Origin of the sequence: Limnoglobus roseus (genome assembly GCF_008254045.1) — a bacterium.
GTDB classification, from domain to species: domain Bacteria; phylum Planctomycetota; class Planctomycetia; order Gemmatales; family Gemmataceae; genus Limnoglobus; species Limnoglobus roseus.
Map to the genome: position 1 here is coordinate 3,177,918 of NZ_CP042425.1, position 21,346 is coordinate 3,199,263.

The following is a 21,346-nucleotide window of genomic DNA, read 5'->3' on the forward strand; positions in this document are numbered from 1 at the left end:
GTTGATTCAAAGAGATAGACTAAAACCCTTGTCGGGTAAGTGATTTGCGATCGAGGTACTGTTTCAAGCGGATTCCGCACGAATATCTCAGTATTCCTCCGCCCAGTCGCGGGACCGCCACAGGTACCACGACGCCACGGTGCGGTACGGCCGCCACGGCTCGCTCAGTTCGAGCATTGTTTGTACACTCGGTAGGGCGTCCAGTTTCCACAGGTCGCGGATGGCGAGTTTGATGCCGAGATCGCCGACGGGCATCACGTCTAAGCGGCCGAAGCCGAACATCAGCAGCATGTCGGCCGACCACGGGCCGAGACCCTTGATCCGCACGACCGCCTCGCGGAAGGCTTCGTCTTCCAGCGTCGGCAGTTGCTTGAGGAACGCTTTCTCGACGGCGACGTGGTCGAGAAGCGACACAATCGCCCGCTGCTTTGGCCGCGAAATGCCACAGGCGACGAAGTCGTCGGGCGTCAGTTTGCGGAGTTTCGCGGCCGTCATCGGCTTCACCCGCTCCGTCAGGCGGGCGTAGATCGACGCGGCCGCTTTCACCGAGATTTGCTGCGAAATCACCACCTTCACGAGCATCGTCAGCGGGTCATCCGGCCGCGGCGTGAGTAGGCACTTGCCCGCTCGTTGGATGACCGCCTTCAGGATCGGGTCACGGCGTGAAAGGTGACGGCGGGCCTTCTGGTAGGTTTCGTTCATGATGGAAAATTGTACACACTCTCGGCGTCGGCGTCACCGCCGCGCCCGCAACCGTGCCCGCCGGCGGACCGAGCGAATCTGCAAGCCGATCAGCGCCACCGCGAACCCGCCGAAGACGACGCCGAACGCGATCAGGCTGTTCTCGCTCAACCCGAGGTCTTCGAGCGTGGCGACTTTCTTCGGCTTCTCGACCGGCGACGATATCAACACGGGGTCGTCCGCCACCGCCGGCAGGGTCGCCACCACGCGGCGGACGGCGTCGCGGTGGGCCATCAGGATTTTGCGGTTCGAGTAGTACCGGCTGCGCACGCAATCGTCGAAGAGGATGTCCGACTCGCGGAACCTCCCGTCGGCCGCGTACAGTTCGGCGAGCAGCCAGACCAGTTGCGTGTCGGTCGGCGACCAGAGCAGGAGTTGCTGGGTAATCGCGATGGCGTCCGGCGGCAGTTTCGCCCTCTCGGCGGCGGCGACCTTCCCCGGTTCGTACTGCCCGGCGTCGTTCACGAACTTCATGCCGAATAGCGGCAACACGTCTTCCGACTCGGCCGGGACTTTGTGCGCGACCTGCTCTTGATGGGCCTTCAGCCAGTGCGGGTAAAAGTCCTTCTCGACCCGTTGCAGCCACTTTAGTTGTGCCGGCGAGGTGCCGGGGAGGTCGCCGGGAAATTCGGAATCGAGCCACGCCGAGTGGTGCTTGATGACGGCGTCCGACCAGTCGCCGCGGGCCGCGTAGACGTGGGCGAGGTTCGCCAGCACGCGGAAGTCCGGCACGCGCTCGCGGGTGTGCGGTTCCAGCACGTTCAGAGCTTCGTCCAACTTGCCGAGGCGGATGAGGTCGGCCGCATGGTCGGCGGGTGTCTGCTGCGTCTTCAAACGGGCCAGCACCGCGTCGCGCTCGGGGCTTTTCTTCTCCGGGTTCAGGAGCAGTTCGTACTTCGTCAGTTCTTGCTTGAACCGGCCGCTCTTGTCCGGCTTGAACGACAGTTCCTCGGCCGTGCCGTCGGGTTGGGCGGCGAACGGCGTCGGCTCGGCCGTGGAGTACACGCCGGCCGAGGCGGACACGGGAAGCAGGACGAGTGCGAGGGTTGCGAGTCGCATCATAGTCGCGGTATTCTACCCAGTGAATTGTCGTTCGATGTCCACGCCGACGAGTTTCGACCACGCGGCCAGGAGGTAGCGGTAGGCGGGTCCAGGCCAGTCGAAGGTGCGCGTGTGGTCGCTGTCGGACCATGACACCACGCCCGCCACGCCGAAGCCGGTGCCGCACAGGAGCAGTTCCCGGACGTTCGGCGAGTCGGCCGCGAAGGCACTCTCGCGGACGGGGAAGCCGTGGGCGGCGAGTTCGCGGAGTACCTTCAGGCTGATGCTCTCTTGCACGAAGCCGGTCGCCGGCAACAAGAGTGTGCCGTCCACGGCGATGGCCGCGATGGCACCGACGGCGGTGTCGGCGACGCCGTGATTCCGCACGACCGCGACTGCGTCGGGCGGAACCTTTTGTTCGGCGACGTGCCAGTGGAGGCGGCTGCGGTGCTTGATCCTCGGCGGCAACAAGTCCGTCGGCTCCGAGGCTTGCGTGCCGGCGACGACGAGCCGAACGCCCTGGGTGAAGAACGGCCGGTACCGTTCCACGCGGATTGGGTACGTTGTCATCGCGAGCGTCGGCGGTCCGCCCGGCGGCCCTGGCGTTGCCGCCGTAACGACGTGCAGTTCACCCAGCGGCGACAGCGGGAGGTTTTGCGCGAGGAGTTCTTCCGCGGTGCGCGAGAGTTCCGCATCGGTGGCCACGAGCGGAACGAAGCATCGTTCGCAATCGCGGCGGAAGCGGGCCAGGTGATCGGCCCAGCGGAAGAGTTTGCCGCCGAAGGTGCGGGCGTTATCAACAACCGTCGCCCCGGAGACGAACCCGGCGTCCGCGAGCGACAGCGTGGCGTCACCCGCGGGCAGAAGGCGGCCGTTGAGGAAGGCGAGTAAGCTATTCAATTTGTGCGTCCAGGATCGGTTGCACGATCATTGTTCGCACGTCATCCAGGGACGTGAGCGCCGAGAGCGGGACCGACAGGCAGACCACAGGATCGGTACGATCAAGAAGTGCCTTACGGGCCTGCGGACTGAGGGCTTGAAACTGTCGGGACGCTCCCAGTTCAACGACAGCGGGTCCGACATCGGGGAACTTGTTCTTGATGTCTATGTGGCAGAGGGTGCCGCGGACCTTTGCGGCCAGACACCTCGGTTCGTACAAGTCCCCTTCCACAGCGGGGGAAAGGTGGCAGATGATGGCAATAGCCGTTCCGTCGTTTGGCCCGTACTCGCGAAAGAAACAGTAGAGGGACCATCGTTCCGGATCGTCCGTCAGGCGACCGCGGACGTCACCGACCGGGACAGCTTTTTTCGGCGTGGGCCAGCCGAAGCGGTCGAAAATCTGGTCCAGCGCGTTGTAGAACTCGCGGACTTGGATGTGCCACTCGTAGACCTTGTTGACCGCCGCTCCGACCGTGGCCGTTGGCTCGTCTTTGGGGAAACCCATGAACCCGCCCAGCCCTTTCTTGCGGAGGATGTCGATTAGGTCTTGGGCCGGCAATCCGCCGATCCCCGATCGGGCACATCGCTGGACGACTTCCGCTACGCTGTGCCAAGACAGCCAGTAAAGCCAGTCACCGGGCCGTGAGAGCGAGGATTCCAATTCGTCTTTGGGTGGAGTCACGTCGGCCGTCAGATAGATGACGCCCAACGGGGGCACGCCCGTCGTCAGCGACTCTTCTTGGAGCAGTTGCCAGTACCCGAGCAGTTGGTCACGACTGATCCGCGATTCGGATGGCTCGAAGTCTTCGTCATCCGTCCCGCTCTTGCGGCTGTCGAGTTTCACCTCAACGACGACCGACCCGAACGGCACACCGTTTTGGGTGAAGGTGGCGATCAGATCCGGTTCTTTGTTCCCCCGCAGCCGTGGCCAGAACCGAAAGGTACACCCATCGACATCCGCGGGGAGTTGCAACCCGTACATGCTGACCCAGGCACGTTTCCCCTCCCGGCAGACTTGGTTGGCCCGGCTCAAGATGGGGAAAAGGCCGTCTCGAAAGGGGATGTACCTCAGAAGTTGAAACGCGGTCGAAGTGAGCAAGTCTTCGCCGCGTTCGTGTGCGCGTTCGGAGTTGCGGCCCAGCTTGTTGGCGAGTTCGGCAAAGAGCATGACGTTATGATACCCTCAGACGCTGAGGAAATTGTATCGTCTCACGCCGCCTGCCTCGGCGGCCTTTCGTGGTCGATCAACTCGTCCAGCACGTCGAGCGTTTTCGCCGTTGCCCCTTGTTGGTCGCGGACAAATTGCCGGGCGGTCGTGCCCATCGCGGTTCGCTTTGCGGTGTCTTCCAGCAGTGCCGTGAACGCGGGTACCAGCCCGGCCGCGTCCTTCACCATGACGGCCCCGCCGACTTCGACAAGGCGTCTCGCGGCGTCGCGAAAGTTCCAGACGTGCGGGCCGAAGACCGTCGGCACGCCGTAGCCGGCCGGCTCGATCATGCTCTGGCCGCCGCGCTTGCCGTCGAGCGTCCCGCCGACGTAGCCGACGTCGGCGAGACCCCACGCGGCCCCGAGTTCGCCGACCGTGTCCAGCAGCACCACCGGCGGCGTCTCGGCGAGCGGCTCCGTGACTTGGCTGCGCCGCACGAACGGTAGGTCGGAACCTGCCAACAAGACGGCCACTTCCGCGAAGCGGTCCGGGTGCCGCGGCACGAGGAGCAGCCGCAACGCCGGGAAGCGTTCGCGCAGTTGGCGGAAGGCGTCGAGGATCAGCGATTCCTCTGGCGCGTGCGTGCTGCCGGCGACGAGGACGGTGTCGCCCGGCTTCAGCAGCAGTCGCGCCAACTCTCGGCCCTTCGGCGTGTCGCGGTCGCCGATGGCCCCGTCGTACTTGATCGAGCCGGTCACGCGGAGGTGATTCACGCCGAGTTGTTGGAAGCGCTCGGCGTAGTCGGCCGACTGCACGGCGATGACATCGACGCGGTTTAAGAACAGTCGCCGGGCGAGGCCGGCGATGCGGCGGTAGCGGCCGAAACTCCGCGGGCTGAGGCGGGCGTTGATGACGGCGACCGGGATGTTCCGCCGCTTCGCCGCCGCGAGGAAGTTCGGCCACATCTCGCCTTCCGCCAGCACGACGAGGCTCGGCTTCACGGCGTCGAGTGCGTTCGCGACGGCCCACGAGAAGTCGAACGGCCACGCGATGACGGTACAGTCGGCGAAGCGGGCACGGGCCTCGGCCAACCCGGTGTCGGTGGTCGAGGAGATGACGCAGTGGAACGCGGGGTGCCGCTTGCGGAACGCGGCCACCACCGTCGTCAGGAGGTGGATTTCGCCCACGCTGACGCCGTGGAACCACGCGATCTCTTGTTCCCTCGCCCCTTGGGGGGGAGGGTTAGGGTGGGGGGTGGAGTGAGTGTGCAGAGGGAGAGGACCGCTACCATCGGCAGGCGGCTTACCCCCCACCCTAACCCTCCCCCCCAAGGGGCGAGGGAATAAAGGCACTTCCACCCGGCCCAACAACTTCGCCGCCAACCCGTTTCGATATCGACCCGTTCGCCACGCCCGCCACACGAGCCACGGCGAGAGCAATGTCAACACGAACAGGTACAGCGCGTTCAGCAACATAGGCCCAGAGTCTACGACAGAACGGAAACACAGTTCAACACCGATCCGCGGTGCATATGCTGACTCCATCCCGCCCCTCTCTGGAGTCCCTCATGCGGTTCCTCTCGCTCTTTATCCTCCTCGCGGTCGCTCCCATGACTCAAGCCGCCGATCTCGTTCCCGCCGGGGCGAAAGTCCAAAAGCTCGCCGACGGCTTCGCCTTCACCGAAGGGCCGGCCGTGGACGCCGACGGGAACGTTTACTTCACCGACCAGCCGAACGATCGGATCATGCTTTGGAGCACCGACGGTAAGCTCTCCGAGTTCCTGAAGCCGTGCGGCCGCAGCAACGGGCTGTGCTTCGACAAGGAAGGCAAGCTGTGGGCGTGTGCCGATGAGAAGAACGAGATGTGGGTTATCGACGTGAAGACGAAGGAACACACCGTCGCCGTGAAGGACTACAACGGCAAGCTCCTCAACGGCCCGAACGACGTGTGGGTGACGCCGACCGGCGGGGCGTACTTCACCGACCCGTGGTACAAGCGTGATTACTGGAAGCGCGGCCCACAAGAGCAGGACAAGCGCGCCGTCTACTTCCTGCCGGCGAACGGCAAGCTCGCCCGCGTGGCCGACGACCTGACGCAGCCGAACGGCATCATCGGCACGCCGGACGGGAAGACGCTCTACGTCGCCGACATCAACGCCAAGAAGACCTACCAGTACGCCATCGCCGACGACGGCACGCTGAAGGACAAGAAGCTGTTCTGCGAACTCGGCAGTGACGGCATGACGATCGACGACCAGGGCAACGTCTACCTCACTGGCAACGGCGTCACGATCTTCGATAAGGCCGGGAAGAAGCTCGCGAACTTGCCGGTGCCGGAGGGCTGGACGGCGAACGTCTGCTTCGGCGGCAAGACAATGGACACGCTGTTCGTCACCGCGGGCAAGGGCCTCTATTCGATCAAATTGAATGCGAAGGGGGCCGCGCGGCAGTAAACTGGGGTGTCCGCATCCGCCCGTGATGATGGAGCCTGTGCGTGCGAACCCGGTCGGCCTTCACGCTTCTGGAACTGCTGGTGGTCATGGCGATCATCGGCATTCTCATCGGGCTATCGCTGCCGGCCGTGCAAAAAGCGCGGGCAGCGGCGATCCGCCTTGCCGACCAGAACAACCTGAAGCAACTCACCCTCGGCGTGCAGAACTACGCCGCGACGAACGCCGACGTGCTGCCGCCGCTGATGACCTTGGAGAACGGCGGCGTGCGGTGGTGGTTCGCGTTCGAGAAGCCGACCGGCGTTTACGACACGGCTGGCAGCCACCTGATGCCGTACTTGGAGAACAGCCGGGCCGCCCTGCAAAGCCCGGCCAAGGCACCGGGCAAGGTCGTCCTCACCTACGACGGCCTCTCCGGGGGGTACGGTTACAACTACTGGTACCTCGCCCCTGACGGCCCGACGCCCAGTTTCACGCTCAGCGGCAAGTGGCGGAAGGTCACGCTCCCGCAGATCGCCAGCACCAGTCGCACCGTCGCCTTCGCCAACGCCGTCCTCGCCAGCGACACGTCACCGGAACTGTCCGAAATCCCGTTCAGCTACCCGCCGTCGGCGAGGCGGCCGACCGTCCACTACCGGCAGTTCAGTCATCTCGCCAACATCGCCTTCGTTGACGGCCACGTCGAGGCTAGCACGCAGGGCACGCGGAACGCCCCGGCGCCGGCCGACTCCGCCGCCCTACTCGCGATCCGCGACCGCGAGTACGTTTTCGACTACGGCACCACGGATGAATTGTGGGGGCAACGGTAAGCGGTGTCCGCCGGCCACGCCTATAACGAGTGACAATCGCCCCCCACCACTCCGGAAGAGGCATCTCTCGATGGCAGCCATCAAAGCGTACGCGGCTACGAAGGCCAAAGGCCCGCTCGCCCCGTTCGAGTACGAACCCGGTCCGCTCGGGTCGGAACAAGTCGAGATCAACGTCTCGCACTGCGGCGTCTGTCACTCCGACCTATCGATGCTCGACAGCGAGTGGGGGCCGACCAACTACCCGCTCGTGCCGGGCCACGAGGTCGTCGGCACCGTCGGGGCGGTCGGGTCGAACGTGAAGACGCTGAAGGTCGGCCAGCGGGTCGGCCTCGGTTGGTTCAGCGGGAGTTGCATGCACTGCAAGCAGTGCATGAGCGGCGACCACAACCTCTGCCCGACGGCCGAGCAGACGATCTGGGGCCGGCACGGCGGGTTCGCCGACCGCGTGCGGTGCAAGGAAGAGTGGGCCACTCCGCTGCCCGACGGCCTCGACCCGGCGACGGCCGGCCCGCTGTTCTGCGGCGGCGTGACGGTGTTCAACCCGATCGTGCAGTTCGACGTGCGGCCGACGCACAAGGTCGGCGTCATCGGCATCGGCGGCCTCGGCCACCTGGCGTTACAGTTCCTCAACAAGTGGGGCTGCGACGTGACGGCGTTCTCGTCGTCGGCCGGCAAGGCGGACGAGGCGAAGAAGCTCGGAGCGCACCACGTCGTCAACAGCCGGGATGACGCGGCGATGGCGAAGCTGGCCGGGCAGTTCGACTTCATCCTGGTGACGGTGAACGTCCCACTGAACTGGCCGGCGTACATCAACGCCCTCGCCCCGAAGGGCCGCCTCCACCTCGTCGGGGCCGTCGGCGAGCCGATCCCGATCGCGGCTTTCCCGATGATTATGGCCCAGCGGTCCCTGTCCGGCTCACCGCTCGGCAGCCCGGTCACGACGGCGACGATGCTCGACTTCTGCACGCGGCACAAGATCGCGCCGGTGACGGAGTTCTACCCGATGTCGAAGGTGAACGACGCCATCGAACACCTCCGCGCCGGCAAGGCCCGCTACCGGATCGTGCTGACGAACGACGCCGCGGCGTGAGGAAACGTGGAATCTCGCGCGAAACCGCCAAGGCGCGAAGAAGACGAGAAGAATTATGTCTTCCTCTTCTTCGCGCCTTGGCGGCTTCGCGCGACACCAATTGAACAGCCATGATCGGGAACAGTCCGAGTTTAAACGCCGTCCGCCGGGCTGTGGCCCAGGTCGCGCCGACTGACGCCACGGTGCTGATCCTCGGCGAGACCGGCACCGGGAAGGAACTGGTCGCGTCGTCGCTGCACGACCAAAGCCCGCGGCGGGCACATGCCTTCGTGCCGGTCAGTTGCGTGGCCCTCGCGCCGGGGCTGATAACGAGCGAACTCTTCGGCCACGAGGCTGGGGCGTTCACCGGGGCCGTCAAACGGCGGGTCGGCCGCTTCGAGCAAGCCCAGGGCGGCACGCTCTTTCTCGACGAAGTCGGCGAGATGCCGCCGGAAGCCCAAGCCTTGTTGCTGCGGGTGCTGCAAGAGCGGGTCATCGAGCGGGTCGGCGGTGATACTCTGCCGATCGACGTTCGCATTGTGGCCGCAACCAACCGTGACCTGTCGGCCGAGGTGAAAGCGGGTCGCTTTCGCGCGGACCTGTTCTATCGGCTGAACGTCTTCCCGATCACGCTGCCACCGCTCCGCGACCGCCGGGAGGACATCCCCGCGCTGGCCGCACACTTCGTCCACCAGACCGCGAAGCGGCACGGCCGGTCGGTCTCGCGAATTCTGTCCACCACGCTCCGATTGCTGTCCGCTCACGACTGGCCGGGGAATGTCCGGGAACTGCAAAATGTCATCGAGCGCGGCGTGATCGTCAGCGAAGGTTCGGACCTGGCCTTCGACGCGAGTTGGCTGGTCGGGGCGTCCACCGTAGAGACGGCACAAACTTGGGCCGCCCAGGAACGGCATCGCATCCTCGACGCTCTGCGGGCCACCGACGGCCGCGTCTACGGCCCCGGCGGGGCGGCCCACCGCCTCGGCCTCAACCCCACGACGCTCTACGGCAAAATGAAGAAGCACGGTATCTGCAAAACCGGCACCGAGTGGACCTGACCGCCCGTCGTTACCCGTCCACATTTCGTCACCTCATCGGCTTCATACCGCTGCATTTCCAGGTGTTCTCCTTCGGCACACGGTCTGCAATCCGCTTCGCGTCTTGGCGGCTTTGCGCGAGACATCTTCCTTCCAACAGGTGCCCCGATGGCCTTTGTCGTGACCGAGCCGTGCCTGAATTGCAAGTACACCGACTGCGTCGTCGTCTGCCCGTGTGAGTGCTTCTACGGCGATGAAACGATGCTGTACATCGACGCCGACGATTGCATCGACTGCGAGGCGTGCCAGCCCGAATGCCCGGTGGAAGCGCTTTACCTGGATCGAGACGTGCCGGCGAAGTGGGAACAGTACGTTCAGTTGAACATCGACCGGGTGAAGGTGTTGAAACCGCTCGGCGCGAACGTAACGGAGAAGGTGCCGCGGTGATCGGTCCCCTCTCCGTTCGTGCTTCCGAAAGCCAAACCTAGTCCGGCCCGCGGACGAGGGACGCGACTTGCTCCTGGTAGAACCGCCGCAGCTTCTCGTGGGTTTGCTCGCTAAGCGGCTTCGATTTACTCGGCTTCGCGTTCGTCAATGCTTGTTGCGGGTTGCGGGCACCGGGGATGATTGTCGTCACCGCGGGGAAGTCGAGAATCCACCGCAGGGCCATCTCCGGCATCGTGTAGCCGGCCGGCAGCAAGGTCCGCAGTTTGTCCACGAGTTCCAGGCCGTTCTCCCAGCCGAGGCCCGCGAACGTCTCGCCGACGTTGAACTTCTCGCCGTTGCGGTTGTAACTGCGGTGGTCCGTCGGGGCGAACTTCGTGCTATGGCTGTACTTGCCGGACAACAGGCCGGACGCCAACGGCAGCCGCACGATGATCGACACGCCCTTCTTCATCGCCTCGTCGAAGATCGCGGTGATCGGCGTCTGACGGAAGACGTTGAAGATGATTTGCAGCGACGACAGCCCCGGCTGCGACAGGCACGCCTTCGCTTCCGCCGTCGATTCGACGCTCGCTCCGAACCGCTGAATCTTCCCTTCCTGCTTCAACTGCCGCAGCGTCTCGAAGATTTCACCCTTCTGCAATTCCTCCAGCGGCACGCAGTGCAATTGCGTAAGGTCGAGCGTTTCGACGCCGAGTCGCTTCAGCGATTCCTCGGTGAAGTGCCGGACGTGTTCCGGCTTGCAATTGTCGGGCAGTCCGGGCGTCGGCCAGCGGCCGAGTTTCGTGGCGACGAACAGGTTCTTCGCCTGCACTTCCTTGACGAACTCCGCGACCAGCGATTCGCTCCGGCCGAGGCCGTAGATGTCGGCGGTGTCGTAGAACGTGACGCCGGAATCGTAGGCCGCCTTGAGCGTGGCCATCGCGTCGGCGTCCGAGACGGTGCCCCACTGATCGCCACCGATCTGCCAACAGCCGAGGCCGATTTCCGACACGGGAACGGGGTCGCCGCCAAAGGTCCGGGTATTCATGATCGCATCCTGATGGGGGGATGTTGTTCTATCCGCCCACTGAGTGCCGCCCACGATTATCGAAGACGTAATACACCGGCTCACTGTGCCGACTCTTGCGAAGGGACTCGGCCGAGAGGCGGGCGGACGCGGCGTAGGCCCCGTGACGGCTGCGCGAGGACGAATGGCGAATCGTACCGACCCGAGCGAACCCGGCCCGCTCGAAGAACGGGTTAGCGTGTCCCATCGCGGAGAGCGTTTCGATCCAATCGACGGGGCAGAGTTGGCACGCACGCCGCACGAAGTCGGCCGCGATGCCGGCCCCGCGGTAAGTCGGGTGCAGCACGACACGCTGCAACAGCCAGAGTTGCTGATTCAACGCGGAGAGGGCCACGCCGGACCGGGGATTCTTGAGGCCGAAGAAGTGCGAGCGAAGAGTGAGCGAGGCGGCCGGGGCGGCGAAGACGCAGACGCCGACGGGTTGCTCGCCGTGCCAGAGGAGCGTCACGCGGCGGGTGAAGGCGAGGTGGTGGCTGCGGTAATGCCACCCCGCGAAGTACGGCCAGTCGGATCGGGAACCGTCCGAGAGCCAGAGGTCGTCGCGGCTTTGTAGTGTAATTACGTACAAGTCGCGAATTACGGAACAGGCCGGGAAATAAAACGACAGATGTGGCAGCCAATGGAATTTATCCCATTGGCTGCCGGGTTAACTCGGTACACCTACCGTTACCGAGGCGTTGAAGTCCAGCCGCACACGATTTGGCCACCGCGATCAAGGCCGACGAAATGATGTCGGCCAGACAACTGCCAAATGCCGACCAGTTCCCATCGGACGACTCGAAGAAGCAAGGCGCGATCACGTTCGGACATTGTGAAACTCCTGGTGACGAACACCCGGTCTTGCCGGGCCGATCAATCTTGTTCGAGATGTGCAAGGTTTGCCAGATGAGATTCTTGCCTTGAAATTTAAGGCGTTTCGCGAACTCGCATCTCGCGATTTCGGGAGATAGGTCGTTGCAGTGAGTCAGAGATGAGTCGGCGATGGGGCGTGCTATACCGCTGCGACCGCCTTCGGGGTGTTCTTCCAGAACTCGGCCTCGATGCCAAGTTCGTGCTGTTCGTGGATCAGCACGACCAAATTGTGGCAGAGGATTTTGCAGAGTGTCTCGTTGACGAGTGCCGTGTCCGTTTTGCTTCGAAGGGAGTCCCCGAACTTCCGCTTAATCATGCTGAACGTGCTTTCGATGTTGCTGCGTTGGTGGTAGTGCTTCAGGAACTCTTCGCGTCTGAACTGGAAGTAGTGGAACATCCGCTCGAACAGGCCGCCGGAACCGCCGGTGTGGTTCGACTTGAACGCGATGAACCCCGTCCCGCCGCAGTTGGCGACCGTCTCGAAGTTCTCCACGCTGGCGTAGGCTTTGTCGGCCGACACTTCCTCGATGACGAACTCCTGGGCCGTCTCCTTGACGAGCGGCGTGAACTGCGGGGCGTCGGCCGAGTCCTTGTCGAGAATGCGAACCGCCGTGACGATGTGCGTGTTGACCCCGCAGCAGATGTGAACCTTGACCCAATGGCACTTCTGCCGCGTCACCCCGTACTTCTGATCGAACCATCGCTCGAAGCGACTCGTCGAAAACCCGCTGCTGTCGATGGCGAACTTCGTATCGACCGACTTGAGGGGCAAACTGCTCTGCACGATGAGCGACTTCAGCAACGGGGTGAACGCCTCGTTCTCCATGAACTCGCACACCTTCAGCCCGCCCGCCATCAGACGGTCCATGTGACCGCGGGCGTGGGCTTGGCGAAGGTCGGACGAGAAGCGGCGACCGCTGATCGTGCTGTATACCTTGAACGTCATCGCGAAGAGGGAGTCCTTCATCGAGAACGGCTTTCGCCCTCTCATGCCGGTGCGGTCGGGTTCAGCGACACCTCGGCACAAGTCGAACAGCAGTTCTTGGAACCGATCTTTCTCGACGCTCTGAGCCGTGTTGTACGCCTTCCAGTTTTGCTTGTACGTTGGCTTCTTCGGCACGTCGTCAACGACGATGGCGGGAGCCTTGCCGCCGTGGTCCCGTTCGCACACGAGCCGCGCGGCTATCACGTGTTTACCCCGCCCGCACGGTGGACGACTATCGGGCGTACTGCCACCAGTGCCACCGGGATGAGCACAAAAGGCTCTGAAGGGGTTGGACCGGCAGAATTGTTGAGACAGACGAGGGAGTGATGTGTTAAAAGAGAATACGCTGACGATACTTTTGAGTTGGTCAGGATGGAGTTGCTCAAGATGTCAAGGCGTCGAGTGCTAGCTCGGGTGAGTTTTGGTCTATTTCTGATGGCCGTTGTTGGCTTTGCGATTCTCTATTTGATTCAACCAATTCGGCCAACACAGGAACGATTTGAACAGGTGAAGAAGGGGATGACGCAGGAGCAAGTTGTCAGAATCGTTGGCGGCCTCCCCGGAGATTACTCGAATGATGAATCTACTTGGAACCCGTTTAGTGATCGCTATCAACGATACAATATGTGGCTGATCCGAGAGAGTCAACTTATGGTGAGATTTGACGAGACAGGCAAAGTAGATGACATAATTATCCTTCAAGCGTCAACCTATATTTCTCCTCCATCACTCATGGCCCGCTGGCGTCAGCGTCTTGGTTTTTGACTTTAAATTGTGCCACGGTGGGGCAGAGCCCAGCATCCAGAAAATCCGATAATTGAGATGCGGCACCCTATCTAGCAGGGCAAACGCACCTAAATCGCCTGAAAAGGTAGTGCTTCGTCCCTCCACTCAGGTCTTGTTCAGCACCAGGTCGACGACCCAGCAGCCCAGAGCGTGTCCGCCGTCACCGCGGCAATGGTTCAACACTTCGGGGTCATCGCAGCCGGCCTCCTCCAGGGCATCTGCCAGCACCGGCAGGCGGTCGAACGCCCTGTCGGCGTAGATGCCATTGGCCAGGGCGACGACGGTGGACGTGAGCCAGGACGGGGGGATCACGGCGTGCCGGCGGTACGGAATCCCGAAGATGCAGTTCAGGACCTCGACCTGACCCTTCCGTCCGATGCTGCCCGCCGTCCACCGCATTGCCATCATCGCCCCGTAATCCGCTTGTGCCCACAACGCCAAGCTCACGGCGGCGGCCCCGGAGGCGTCGTTCGCTGCGTCCTGTCCATCCGGCCAGCCACGCTCCGTGACGGCGGCCGCCGCCCCCTCAATCTCCATCGCCTCGGCCGACGAGATCAGCTTGTCGGCGTACCGCTCGGCGGCCTCCACTGCCGCTCGGCTCCGCTCGTCCGCCAGGAGCGGCCACACCCGCCGGCAGAAGGCAGCGGCGGCGAGCCGCCACTTACGGCCGCTAACGCCATTCCTCGGCAGCGCCTGGAGGACGGCCTCCGGATCGAGGGTGGCCAGCCATTCTTCTTTGGTCATCGTGCGGCGTCCGATTCACCGGCCCCAGCCGAGGGCGAGAGAGTCAACTTCAGTGTGGCCGCCAGCAACCTCCGGGGCAAGCCAGGGCATGGGCCTGGTAGTCACCCTCACCGGGGATGTGGGCGGCGTGGTCGTCAGGAGGTACACCCAGAGGCAGCTACGGAGGGCTGCCATGCCGACGAAGGACGTGTCGATCGCCCGGTACTTCACCGACCTGCCCGACCCTCGGATGGACCGGACGAAGAAGCACACCCTGGGCGACATCCTGGTGATCGCGCTGTGTGCGGTGGTGTGCGGGGCCGACTCATGGGAGGAGGTGGAGGCGTTCGGGGAAGCCAAGCGCGACTGGCTCGGGAAGTTCCTGACCCTGCCGAATGGCATCCCCAGCCACGACACGTTCGGCCGGGTGTTCGCCCGGCTCGACCCGAATCGGTTCGGCGAGTGCGTGGCCGGGTGGATGGCGGCGGTGTGTGAGGTGGCCAGGCTGAAGCACATCGCAATTGACGGCAAGGCGTGCCGGTCCGCCCCCCGGAACACGTTCAGCGGGTGCCTCCACCTCGTGAGCGCGTGGGCGGCCGAGAACCGGCTGATCCTCGGGCAAGCAGGCGTGGCCGACGGGTCGCACGAGATCGCCGCCATCCCCGAGCTGCTCCGCGTGCTCGACCTGAAGGGCGCGCTGGTGACGCTCGACGCGGCCGGCTGCCAGAAGGAGATCGCCAAGCAGATCCGCAAGAACGGTGGACACTACCTGCTGTCGGTGAAGGGGAACCAGCCGGCCCTCCACGACGCCGTGTTCGGGGTGTTCGACCGGGCGTGCGAAACCGACTTCGCCGGGGTGAAGCACGACGGGCACGAAGCGGTCGAGGATGGCCATGGGCGGCACGAGGAGCGGTACGTCACCGCCATCTACGACCCGCCAGGGCTACCACCCGAGTGGCCGGATGTGGCAGCGGTGGTGCTCGTCGGTCGGGAGCGCGAGGTGAAGGGGAAACGTACCGACACCGCCCATTACTACATCACGAGCTTGAAGGGGACTGCGGCCGAGCTGGGGCGATTGATCCGCCGGCACTGGGCGGTGGAGAACGAGTTGCACTGGTGCCTGGACGTGGCGTTCAGAGAGGACGCGAACAAGACGGCGGCCGGGCACGCCGGAACCAACCTCGGGTTGGTGCGACGGGTGGCGGCCTCGCTCCTCAAGCAAGACCCGGGCAAAGGCAGCATCAAAGGGAAGCGGTTCAAAGCCGCCCTTGATGAGGGCTACCTGTTGCAGGTCTTACAGGGATTCCTTGAGGATTAGATGCGTTCGCCCTGCCCTATCTAGTGGGTGAAATCAGCACCACCCGATTGGGCCATCAGGACCGAAGCCGACCGACTCGCACTTGCACAAGGGTATTATTGGGACCAGAGCAAGGCGAACTCCATCGTGAAGTTCGCCAACACCTGCTTTCGCAGCCAGTACATTCGGGGCAAGTTCAGCTTACTGGAATGGCAGAAACGCCTGCTGCAAAGCCTCTGGGGGTGGCGACACCCGACCGGGGCCAGACGGTTCCGCATGGCGAACCTGCACGCGAGTAAGAAGAACGGCAAAACACTTCTCACGGCCATTGTCGCCACGTTCGAACTGTTCTGCTCCGATTCACCCTCAAGCCTGACCCTGTGCAGCGCAGCCAGCAAGGAGAACGCCAGCCAGATCTTCTCCGAGTGTGCGTACAAGGTGGAGCGGATCAAGTCCTTGTTCCTGTTGCAGCCATATGTTCGGAGTGTCACGTTCGGCGACCCGGTGGGCGTCATCGCGGACGGGTGGCGGGACCACTGGAAACAAGGGCTAAATCTGACCGACCAGCAGGCCGAGTTCATGAACACTGGACACCCCGACCGCGAAACCCCGTGGCTGACGGTGGACGAACCGAACCATGTTGCCGACGTGATTGTCCACCGATCACCTCGATACCACAGCCGGTGGTTCCCGTGGAAGAAGATCGTGCGGGAGTACAAGGACAAGGTGGTTTTCGTGGGTAGTCGTGAAGAACATGCCGCGTTCGAAAAGGAGTTCGGCGCGGTTCCTTACCACGAGACGCCGACTCTTCTGGATCTTGCCCGAGTCATTGCCGGGGCCAAGGTGTTCGTGGGGAACCAGTCGTCACCGCGTTGGATCGCAGAAGGATTGAAAAAGCATGTCCATGTCGAACAAGACCGAGGACGGCGGGGGAATACTCATTGGCAGCGGGCGGGGGCGAGATATGACGCTGACAAGTTGTGGGCGATCTAATCGTGACGAATAATGTTCGTCACGATTGCGGGTGCAACGCCTCTAACAGCTTGTAAAGCATCTCCCCCTTTTCTTCATTGGTCAGGGGGTTGAGTTCACGCTGCCTCTTGAGTTCAGCTACTTCTTCAAGATGTTTCTGATTGTAACTGGTCCGCAGCCAAAGTGCATAACTCCAGCCGGGCTTACTCCCGCCGTGGACCTTCTTTTCAACTTCATTCACGGCGTCGTACAAGTCATCAGGCGGCATCAGCAAGGAATACAGGTTGATCAAGTCCACGATCTTGCGGAAGAACTCTTCTTTGCGACTTTTCGGCTTGTGCAGTTCTCTGTATTTGTCTCGACTTTTCCTCTGGCGCTCGGCGGGCGTCATTGCCCTTTCATCTATTGGCTTCCTACCGATAGTTCAGACTCCATTCCGTGGCGAATAATGTTCGTCACGGGGTCATCTTAATCTTTAAGACCCAAAACCACAATCTCAACAGCGGCAAAACACACCCGCCCGCAGAACCACAAGTCCTGCGGGCGGGTGCGCGTTTTGGAGAAACTTAACCCCGCCGAGACATGGACCAGACCCGGCGGGGCAGACATGGAACTAGAGGGTTCCACGATTATGTAGTCGAATCGCCCGAAGTTTTTCACCTAAAGTTCGCGTTGAGTTTTTGCGATCATCTGACTACAATACAGACACAGTTACAATTTACACGTACTTCCCGGTTACGTTTGGTAAGGCACCTCGGCTCAGTTTTGCTGGTGTCTTCCTACTTGTTCAGCGCAAAGACATGGTTCTGCGGCTTGGCCGCAGTTTTTACTGAAGAACGGGTTGCCTGATGGATGGCAACAGCTTCCTTGTGGTAATCCCGCTTGGAATGTCTTTATAGGGACCGAGCATTTACGCTTGTCTTGTGGCAACACAAGACACGGCTACTGACCCCAAAAGGGCAGTAGTTGCCAGTCGCGTTTGCCCCAGACTTAGAATGGGGCGGGGAAAAAGGACTTCACAGTCTTAGCCAAAAACCAGTCAGTAAAGCGCAGGAAACTCGTTAGTCCTCTGATGTCTTCAAACAACATCTGTGAACAGGCGTATCTCTCACTGCCGGGGCCATAAACAGGCAGAGACACCAGTTGTCTACCCTTTGGGGAATTGGAAACGGGACAGTAGCTTAGCGTTACTCTTCCTAAAGTACAATTCCCCAAAAAGGGAAAGTCCCTTCTATTACTATTACTTAAAAGTGTACTTGTTTAGCGCCCCATCCGGCCCCAGGGCAGTCGAACGCGGGCTGATCTGGTAGTATCGCGGCATGGACGAGCCTGCGTGTCCCCGCTGTCGGGATCTCCTCAAGCGTGTCGCCGAACTCGAAGCCCAGGTCGCCGAGTTGACCCGGAAGCTGGAGGAGGCCGTCCGCGCCGGCAAGCGACAGGCCGCCCCGTTCCGCAAGGGGCCGCCGAAGCCCGACCCAAAGCCGCCCGGCCGCAAGTCGGGCGACGCCCACGGCACTCACGGCCACCGTCCGCCGCCCCCGCCCGAGCAGGTCGCCGAGTGCCACGAGGCGCACCTGCCCGACGCCTGCCCCCACTGTCGGGGCCGCCTCGTCGAGACCGGCACCGCCGACCAGTATCAGACCGAGATCCCCCGCACGCCGCTGATCCGCAAGTTCCGCGTCCACGTCGGACACTGCGAGGGGTGCGGCAAGCGCACCCAGGGCCGGCACCCGCTCCAGACATCCGACGCCCTGGGTGCGGCCGCCAGCCAGGTCGGCCCCGACGCCCAGGCCGCGGCCGCGGTCCTGCACACCCAGATGGGCCTGTCGCACGGGAAGGTCGCGTCGGCCTTCCGGACCCTGTTCGGCATCACCCTGACCCGCGGGGCCAGCGCCCGGATCGACCTGCGGGCCGCGGCCCGGCTCGAACCGGACTACACGCTGATCCTCGACGACGTGCGGTCGTCCGAGCAGATCGCGGCGGACGAGACGGGGTGGCGGGTCGGAGGGCACCCGGCCTGGCTCCACGCCTGGGTCGGTGACCGTGCCACCGCGTACGGCATCGACTCGAAGCGCAGTGCCGACGCCCTGGAGCGGGTGATCGGAGCGGACTGGTCGGGTGTCTTGAGCCACGACGGGTTCGCCTCCTACGAGCGGTTCGAGGGGGCGATCCATCAGCAATGTGTGGCCCACGTGCTCCGCCGCGCCCGCGACCTGCTGGCGACCGCCACCCGCGGGGCCGTTCGCTTCCCGCGGCAGGTGATCGCGCTGTTCACCGAGGCGATCCACTGGCGGAACGGGTACGTGCCGGGGACGTGGACCGACAACCAACTCGACGCGCATCGGGTGTCGTTCGACGACCGCCTGCTGGATCTGGTGCGCCGACCGCGGGCGGTGCCGGAGTACGCTACTCTGGCGCGGCACCTGCGGAACCACTTCGAGCAGTGGTTCGCGTTCGTGTTCGACCCGCGGATCGAGCCGACGAACTGGAAGGCCGAGCAGGCGATCCGCCCGGCGGTAGTGAATCGTAAGGTCTGGGGTGGGAACCGGACGGCGGCAGGTGCGCAGGCGCAGGGCGTACTGATGTCCGTGTTCGAGACGTGCCGCCGCCAGACGCTCTCGGTCGTGGACCACATCAGCCAGACGTTACGCTGGTTCGGCAACCGGCTCCTGACACGCCCGCCGCTGTTCGGGTGATGAACGAGCACCGGAAACGGAGGAAGGCCAGATGCGATTGCCGGAGAAAGAATGCGTGAGCGGGAGAGAAGGAAGTCGTGTCCATTAGTCGCCAACAGGTGACCAACGGGAGAGCCGTTGGTACGTGCGTGGCGGCCAAGAAGAACCAGGAGCGAAGCGGAGCCGGAATGGATAAGGAAGCAGTCGCGGTTGAATCCGTCCGCCAATTCGTGTGGTCGGGTTTTTACGATGCCGACGGGATCGTCGAGATGATCGACGAGGCTGTGCTCAGCCCGGGTGAGCTTGATCACGGCTGGCTCCGAGCTCGCATCGAAGAGGAGTTCCGCAAGAAGCGTGCGGACGAGCTGGCCTGGCCAGCCATCACTGACTGTGACCGCTTGGATCAAGTCTTTGAGTTGTTGGAGCAGCAAGGCATTCTGGCGTTGCAGAACGCGGGCTATACCCAGGACAACGGCCTAGACGATGTGACTCAGTTCTACCACGAGGCTGGTGGTGAGCAGTCGGGCATCGGCGGCTACTGCTTCTACCACGGTCAGGATCTGGAGCGGGTCATGGAGAACGGTGATCTTCATCTTACCTATGGCGATATCCGCGGCGACGACGAGAAAGGCATCGAAATAGGCCGACGGATCAAGCGAGCCTTGGAGACGGCCGGCTTCACCGTGGTTTGGGACGAGGCCATCAAGACACGCCTGCTAGTAAAGGGCATCAAATGGCAGAGACGGCTATCCGAGTAACCGATCGGCGAACGAGACCCAACGAGTTGACCCGCTAAACAAGTACCCCATTTTTACCTTTGATTTGAATTCAGCGTCCTGATCTAATTGCCTGAACGTCGTCGTTAAATCCTCCAGCGCCTTCGGCTTATCTTCGGTTCGAACTGTAGTCCCAAACATTATCATGCCGAACGTGCAAGCCAGTATCGAAAGATTCTTCATCCTTCTCTCCTCGGTTGAACACCTTCATTTTTTCTGGGACCACCTCGCTGTCTCATACGATATACTTCTTCACTTCAGATCGACAATAATAATTTGAACTTCGAATCAAGTAGATCGGTAGATCGTTATACCGAAAACGATTCTCACTCCTCGGAATAAGAGGGATCACCGAACGGCGGGTAAATCTCTCGAATCATCGAGTACACGGTGGGCCGAGACACGTCGGCCTGCTCCGCGATAGTCTTCACCGGCACGCCGAGGTTGGCAAGGAACAACATGTCCTCAGCCGACATCTCGTTCGTGGTCGGGAACTTCTGCTCCAACACCCGGCACACCTGCACCAGTGATTGTGCGGCGGTTTTCAACTCGGCCACGACCCGGTTGGCGCGGGCCGTCGTCCACGTCGCGGGATCGGTACTCCCATTGACCTGACACGCCCCGGCTATCGTCTTGGACCACGCCACGGCGAACGACCACGCCACCCGCAATTCCTCGGCCTTTTTGTCGTCCACAAGGCACCCCGTTTGACACTTCTGTAAAGTCTTGTTTGTCGTTTTACACGACTGTAATCGCCTTGCAAGCAGCCACTTACGTCGTTCGATTGTCTGCCGTATAAGTTCTGCACCGGGCCACGGTGGACCGGCAAAACCTAACGGAGACGACCATGACCATCAACGATATCCCGAGCGAACAGTGGACCCTCGAACAACTCGGCCAGCAAGCCAAGTTGCTCTTGGAAGAGACAGCCGAAATCGCGTGGAAGCTGGGCCGGATCTTCATCATCGCCAAGGCGAAGTGCAAGCACGGCCAGTGGGGAAAGTGGCAGAAGGCGAACCTGCCCCGCATGTCGGCAACGACGATTGGCCGTTACCGAAAGGTGGCGGGACTGCCGTTCGAAGAGGTGCGGGGCAAACAACTCCAAGAGGTGTATCGCATCCTCGGCATCATCGACGACGCCGACGACGCGGAAGAGGCCGAGGTGGTAGAGACACCATTGGCCGCGACGACCACACCGCTGTCGGCGACCACCACGTCAGTCACACCAGAGCCAGTGGAGCAGGAGGAGGACTTCGGGCCAGATGCCGAGGATCACGCCCACATCATCGACGACATCGACGCGAAAGTGGAGCAGATCGTGTCGGCGTGGCCGCAGACCACGATGGCGATCAAGCGGGCGTGCCTCGACCTCAGTGACGCGCTCGACCTTCCTGAACTCGATGTGGAAACCGCCGTGAAACTACTCGTTCAGGCGATGACGCGGCCAGCACTGGCCGCAGCATAATCTCGTTCACAACGGGCCGAGTTCCCCTTGGCCCGTTGTTTCTCCCACACACTTCGTTATTCTGACAACG

At 62.6% G+C, this 21,346-nt stretch carries 22 protein-coding genes; 11 read left to right on the forward strand and 11 right to left on the reverse strand.

The annotated features are described in order from the left end of the window. Positions 1 to 87 precede the first annotated feature (87 nt). The 5 genes from PX52LOC_RS13360 to PX52LOC_RS13380 are packed head-to-tail and all read right to left on the reverse strand — an operon-like array spanning position 88 to position 5,412. Entirely contained in the window at positions 88 to 702 is a 615-nt protein-coding gene (locus tag PX52LOC_RS13360) for a DNA-3-methyladenine glycosylase family protein (protein ID WP_149110563.1), read from the reverse strand. Between the two features lie 33 nt (positions 703 to 735). Beyond that, the gene (locus tag PX52LOC_RS13365; protein WP_149110564.1) at positions 736 to 1,803 is read right to left on the reverse strand and encodes a hypothetical protein; all 1,068 of its coding nucleotides are present in this window, start codon (positions 1,801 to 1,803) and stop codon (positions 736 to 738) included. Between the two features lie 12 nt (positions 1,804 to 1,815). Continuing rightward, positions 1,816 to 2,682 carry an aminotransferase class IV gene (locus PX52LOC_RS13370; protein WP_149110565.1) on the reverse strand — a complete coding sequence of 289 codons (867 nt, stop codon included), beginning with the start codon at positions 2,680 to 2,682 and terminating at the stop codon, positions 1,816 to 1,818. Beyond that, a complete protein-coding gene (locus PX52LOC_RS13375) occupies positions 2,675 to 3,889 on the reverse strand; it encodes a hypothetical protein (protein ID WP_149110566.1) in 1,215 nt (404 codons plus the stop codon). The genes PX52LOC_RS13370 and PX52LOC_RS13375 overlap by 8 nt, the downstream gene beginning before the upstream one ends. A 41-nt stretch (positions 3,890 to 3,930) precedes the next feature. Then, entirely contained in the window at positions 3,931 to 5,412 is a 1,482-nt protein-coding gene (locus PX52LOC_RS13380; RefSeq protein ID WP_315853316.1) for a 3-deoxy-D-manno-octulosonic acid transferase, read from the reverse strand. 23 nt (positions 5,413 to 5,435) lie between these two features. Here PX52LOC_RS13380 and PX52LOC_RS13385 point away from each other — a divergent pair, with 23 nt between their 5' ends. The 5 genes from PX52LOC_RS13385 to PX52LOC_RS13405 all read left to right on the forward strand — a co-directional run bounded on the left by PX52LOC_RS13385 (position 5,436) and on the right by PX52LOC_RS13405 (position 9,679). Then, a complete protein-coding gene (locus PX52LOC_RS13385; RefSeq protein WP_149110568.1) occupies positions 5,436 to 6,320 on the forward strand; it encodes an SMP-30/gluconolactonase/LRE family protein in 885 nt (294 codons plus the stop codon). Positions 6,321 to 6,361: 41 nt separating this feature from the next. Continuing rightward, positions 6,362 to 7,126: a type II secretion system protein gene (locus PX52LOC_RS13390; protein ID WP_149110569.1), complete on the forward strand. Its 765-nt coding sequence runs from the start codon at positions 6,362 to 6,364 to the stop codon at positions 7,124 to 7,126. Between the two features lie 70 nt (positions 7,127 to 7,196). Then, entirely contained in the window at positions 7,197 to 8,216 is a 1,020-nt protein-coding gene (gene ahr / locus PX52LOC_RS13395) for an NADPH-dependent aldehyde reductase Ahr (protein ID WP_149110570.1), read from the forward strand. 110 nt (positions 8,217 to 8,326) lie between these two features. After that, the gene (locus tag PX52LOC_RS13400; RefSeq protein WP_149110571.1) at positions 8,327 to 9,253 is read left to right on the forward strand and encodes a sigma-54 interaction domain-containing protein; all 927 of its coding nucleotides are present in this window, start codon (positions 8,327 to 8,329) and stop codon (positions 9,251 to 9,253) included. Positions 9,254 to 9,400: 147 nt separating this feature from the next. Continuing rightward, positions 9,401 to 9,679 (forward strand): indolepyruvate ferredoxin oxidoreductase subunit alpha, encoded by a 279-nt coding sequence (locus PX52LOC_RS13405; RefSeq protein ID WP_149110572.1) that lies wholly within the window; start codon positions 9,401 to 9,403, stop codon positions 9,677 to 9,679. Between the two features lie 37 nt (positions 9,680 to 9,716). Here PX52LOC_RS13405 and PX52LOC_RS13410 read toward each other — a convergent pair whose 3' ends face one another. The 3 genes from PX52LOC_RS13410 to PX52LOC_RS13420 form a co-directional block, all read right to left on the reverse strand. Beyond that, entirely contained in the window at positions 9,717 to 10,706 is a 990-nt protein-coding gene (locus tag PX52LOC_RS13410) for an aldo/keto reductase (protein WP_149110573.1), read from the reverse strand. 28 nt (positions 10,707 to 10,734) lie between these two features. Continuing rightward, positions 10,735 to 11,313, reverse strand: a complete 579-nt coding sequence (locus tag PX52LOC_RS13415) for an N-acetyltransferase (protein WP_168218975.1) — start codon at positions 11,311 to 11,313, stop codon at positions 10,735 to 10,737. 423 nt (positions 11,314 to 11,736) lie between these two features. After that, complete coding sequence (locus PX52LOC_RS13420) at positions 11,737 to 12,786, reverse strand: transposase (protein ID WP_149110575.1); 1,050 nt, start codon at positions 12,784 to 12,786, stop codon at positions 11,737 to 11,739. A 168-nt stretch (positions 12,787 to 12,954) separates the two neighbouring features. On the opposite strand from PX52LOC_RS13420, the gene bamE reads away from it, so the two are divergent. Continuing rightward, complete coding sequence (gene bamE, locus PX52LOC_RS13425; protein ID WP_149110576.1) at positions 12,955 to 13,347, forward strand: outer membrane protein assembly factor BamE domain-containing protein; 393 nt, start codon at positions 12,955 to 12,957, stop codon at positions 13,345 to 13,347. A 126-nt stretch (positions 13,348 to 13,473) separates the two neighbouring features. Here the strand turns inward: bamE and PX52LOC_RS42485 are convergent, their stop codons facing one another. Further along, complete coding sequence (locus tag PX52LOC_RS42485; RefSeq protein ID WP_246173547.1) at positions 13,474 to 14,112, reverse strand: hypothetical protein; 639 nt, start codon at positions 14,110 to 14,112, stop codon at positions 13,474 to 13,476. Between the two features lie 172 nt (positions 14,113 to 14,284). Between PX52LOC_RS42485 and PX52LOC_RS13435 the strand changes: the two genes are divergently transcribed. Both PX52LOC_RS13435 and PX52LOC_RS13440 read left to right on the forward strand, forming a co-directional pair. Further along, positions 14,285 to 15,409, forward strand: a complete 1,125-nt coding sequence (locus PX52LOC_RS13435; RefSeq protein WP_149108794.1) for an ISAs1 family transposase — start codon at positions 14,285 to 14,287, stop codon at positions 15,407 to 15,409. A 126-nt stretch (positions 15,410 to 15,535) separates the two neighbouring features. After that, positions 15,536 to 16,381, forward strand: coding sequence for a terminase large subunit domain-containing protein (locus PX52LOC_RS13440; protein ID WP_168218976.1), 846 nt, complete (start codon positions 15,536 to 15,538; stop codon positions 16,379 to 16,381). A 19-nt stretch (positions 16,382 to 16,400) separates the two neighbouring features. On the opposite strand, the gene PX52LOC_RS13445 is transcribed toward PX52LOC_RS13440, so the two are convergent. Further along, positions 16,401 to 16,751, reverse strand: coding sequence for a hypothetical protein (locus tag PX52LOC_RS13445; RefSeq protein WP_149110578.1), 351 nt, complete (start codon positions 16,749 to 16,751; stop codon positions 16,401 to 16,403). A 928-nt stretch (positions 16,752 to 17,679) separates the two neighbouring features. On the opposite strand from PX52LOC_RS13445, the gene tnpC reads away from it, so the two are divergent. Both tnpC and PX52LOC_RS13455 read left to right on the forward strand, forming a co-directional pair. Continuing rightward, entirely contained in the window at positions 17,680 to 19,056 is a 1,377-nt protein-coding gene (tnpC, locus tag PX52LOC_RS13450; RefSeq protein WP_149110579.1) for an IS66 family transposase, read from the forward strand. Between the two features lie 128 nt (positions 19,057 to 19,184). Continuing rightward, entirely contained in the window at positions 19,185 to 19,793 is a 609-nt protein-coding gene (locus PX52LOC_RS13455) for a DUF6891 domain-containing protein (protein WP_149110580.1), read from the forward strand. Between the two features lie 344 nt (positions 19,794 to 20,137). Here PX52LOC_RS13455 and PX52LOC_RS13460 read toward each other — a convergent pair whose 3' ends face one another. Then, positions 20,138 to 20,506, reverse strand: a complete 369-nt coding sequence (locus PX52LOC_RS13460; protein WP_149110581.1) for a hypothetical protein — start codon at positions 20,504 to 20,506, stop codon at positions 20,138 to 20,140. A gap of 152 nt (positions 20,507 to 20,658) precedes the next feature. Between PX52LOC_RS13460 and PX52LOC_RS13465 the strand changes: the two genes are divergently transcribed. Then, positions 20,659 to 21,276 carry a hypothetical protein gene (locus PX52LOC_RS13465; RefSeq protein ID WP_149110582.1) on the forward strand — a complete coding sequence of 206 codons (618 nt, stop codon included), beginning with the start codon at positions 20,659 to 20,661 and terminating at the stop codon, positions 21,274 to 21,276. The last annotated feature ends 70 nt before the right edge of the window (positions 21,277 to 21,346 follow it).

Excerpts from the sequence above, each read along its gene's own strand:
- PX52LOC_RS13405 (WP_149110572.1), top strand. The coding sequence starts at position 9,401 with ATGGCCTTTGTCGTGACCGAGCCGTGCCTGAATTGCAAGTACACCGAC.
- PX52LOC_RS13375 (WP_149110566.1), bottom strand. The coding sequence starts at position 3,889 with ATGCTCTTTGCCGAACTCGCCAACAAGCTGGGCCGCAACTCCGAACGC.
- PX52LOC_RS13380 (WP_315853316.1), bottom strand. The coding sequence starts at position 5,412 with ATGGAGTCAGCATATGCACCGCGGATCGGTGTTGAACTGTGTTTCCGT.
- PX52LOC_RS13410 (WP_149110573.1), bottom strand. The coding sequence starts at position 10,706 with ATGAATACCCGGACCTTTGGCGGCGACCCCGTTCCCGTGTCGGAAATC.
- bamE (WP_149110576.1), top strand. The coding sequence starts at position 12,955 with ATGGAGTTGCTCAAGATGTCAAGGCGTCGAGTGCTAGCTCGGGTGAGT.
- PX52LOC_RS13385 (WP_149110568.1), top strand. The coding sequence starts at position 5,436 with ATGCGGTTCCTCTCGCTCTTTATCCTCCTCGCGGTCGCTCCCATGACT.
- PX52LOC_RS13365 (WP_149110564.1), bottom strand. The coding sequence starts at position 1,803 with ATGATGCGACTCGCAACCCTCGCACTCGTCCTGCTTCCCGTGTCCGCC.
- PX52LOC_RS13445 (WP_149110578.1), bottom strand. The coding sequence starts at position 16,751 with ATGACGCCCGCCGAGCGCCAGAGGAAAAGTCGAGACAAATACAGAGAA.
- PX52LOC_RS42485 (WP_246173547.1), bottom strand. The coding sequence starts at position 14,112 with ATGACCAAAGAAGAATGGCTGGCCACCCTCGATCCGGAGGCCGTCCTC.
- ahr (WP_149110570.1), top strand. The coding sequence starts at position 7,197 with ATGGCAGCCATCAAAGCGTACGCGGCTACGAAGGCCAAAGGCCCGCTC.
- PX52LOC_RS13400 (WP_149110571.1), top strand. The coding sequence starts at position 8,327 with ATGATCGGGAACAGTCCGAGTTTAAACGCCGTCCGCCGGGCTGTGGCC.
- PX52LOC_RS13465 (WP_149110582.1), top strand. The coding sequence starts at position 20,659 with ATGACCATCAACGATATCCCGAGCGAACAGTGGACCCTCGAACAACTC.
- tnpC (WP_149110579.1), top strand. The coding sequence starts at position 17,680 with ATGGACGAGCCTGCGTGTCCCCGCTGTCGGGATCTCCTCAAGCGTGTC.
- PX52LOC_RS13435 (WP_149108794.1), top strand. The coding sequence starts at position 14,285 with ATGCCGACGAAGGACGTGTCGATCGCCCGGTACTTCACCGACCTGCCC.
- PX52LOC_RS13360 (WP_149110563.1), bottom strand. The coding sequence starts at position 702 with ATGAACGAAACCTACCAGAAGGCCCGCCGTCACCTTTCACGCCGTGAC.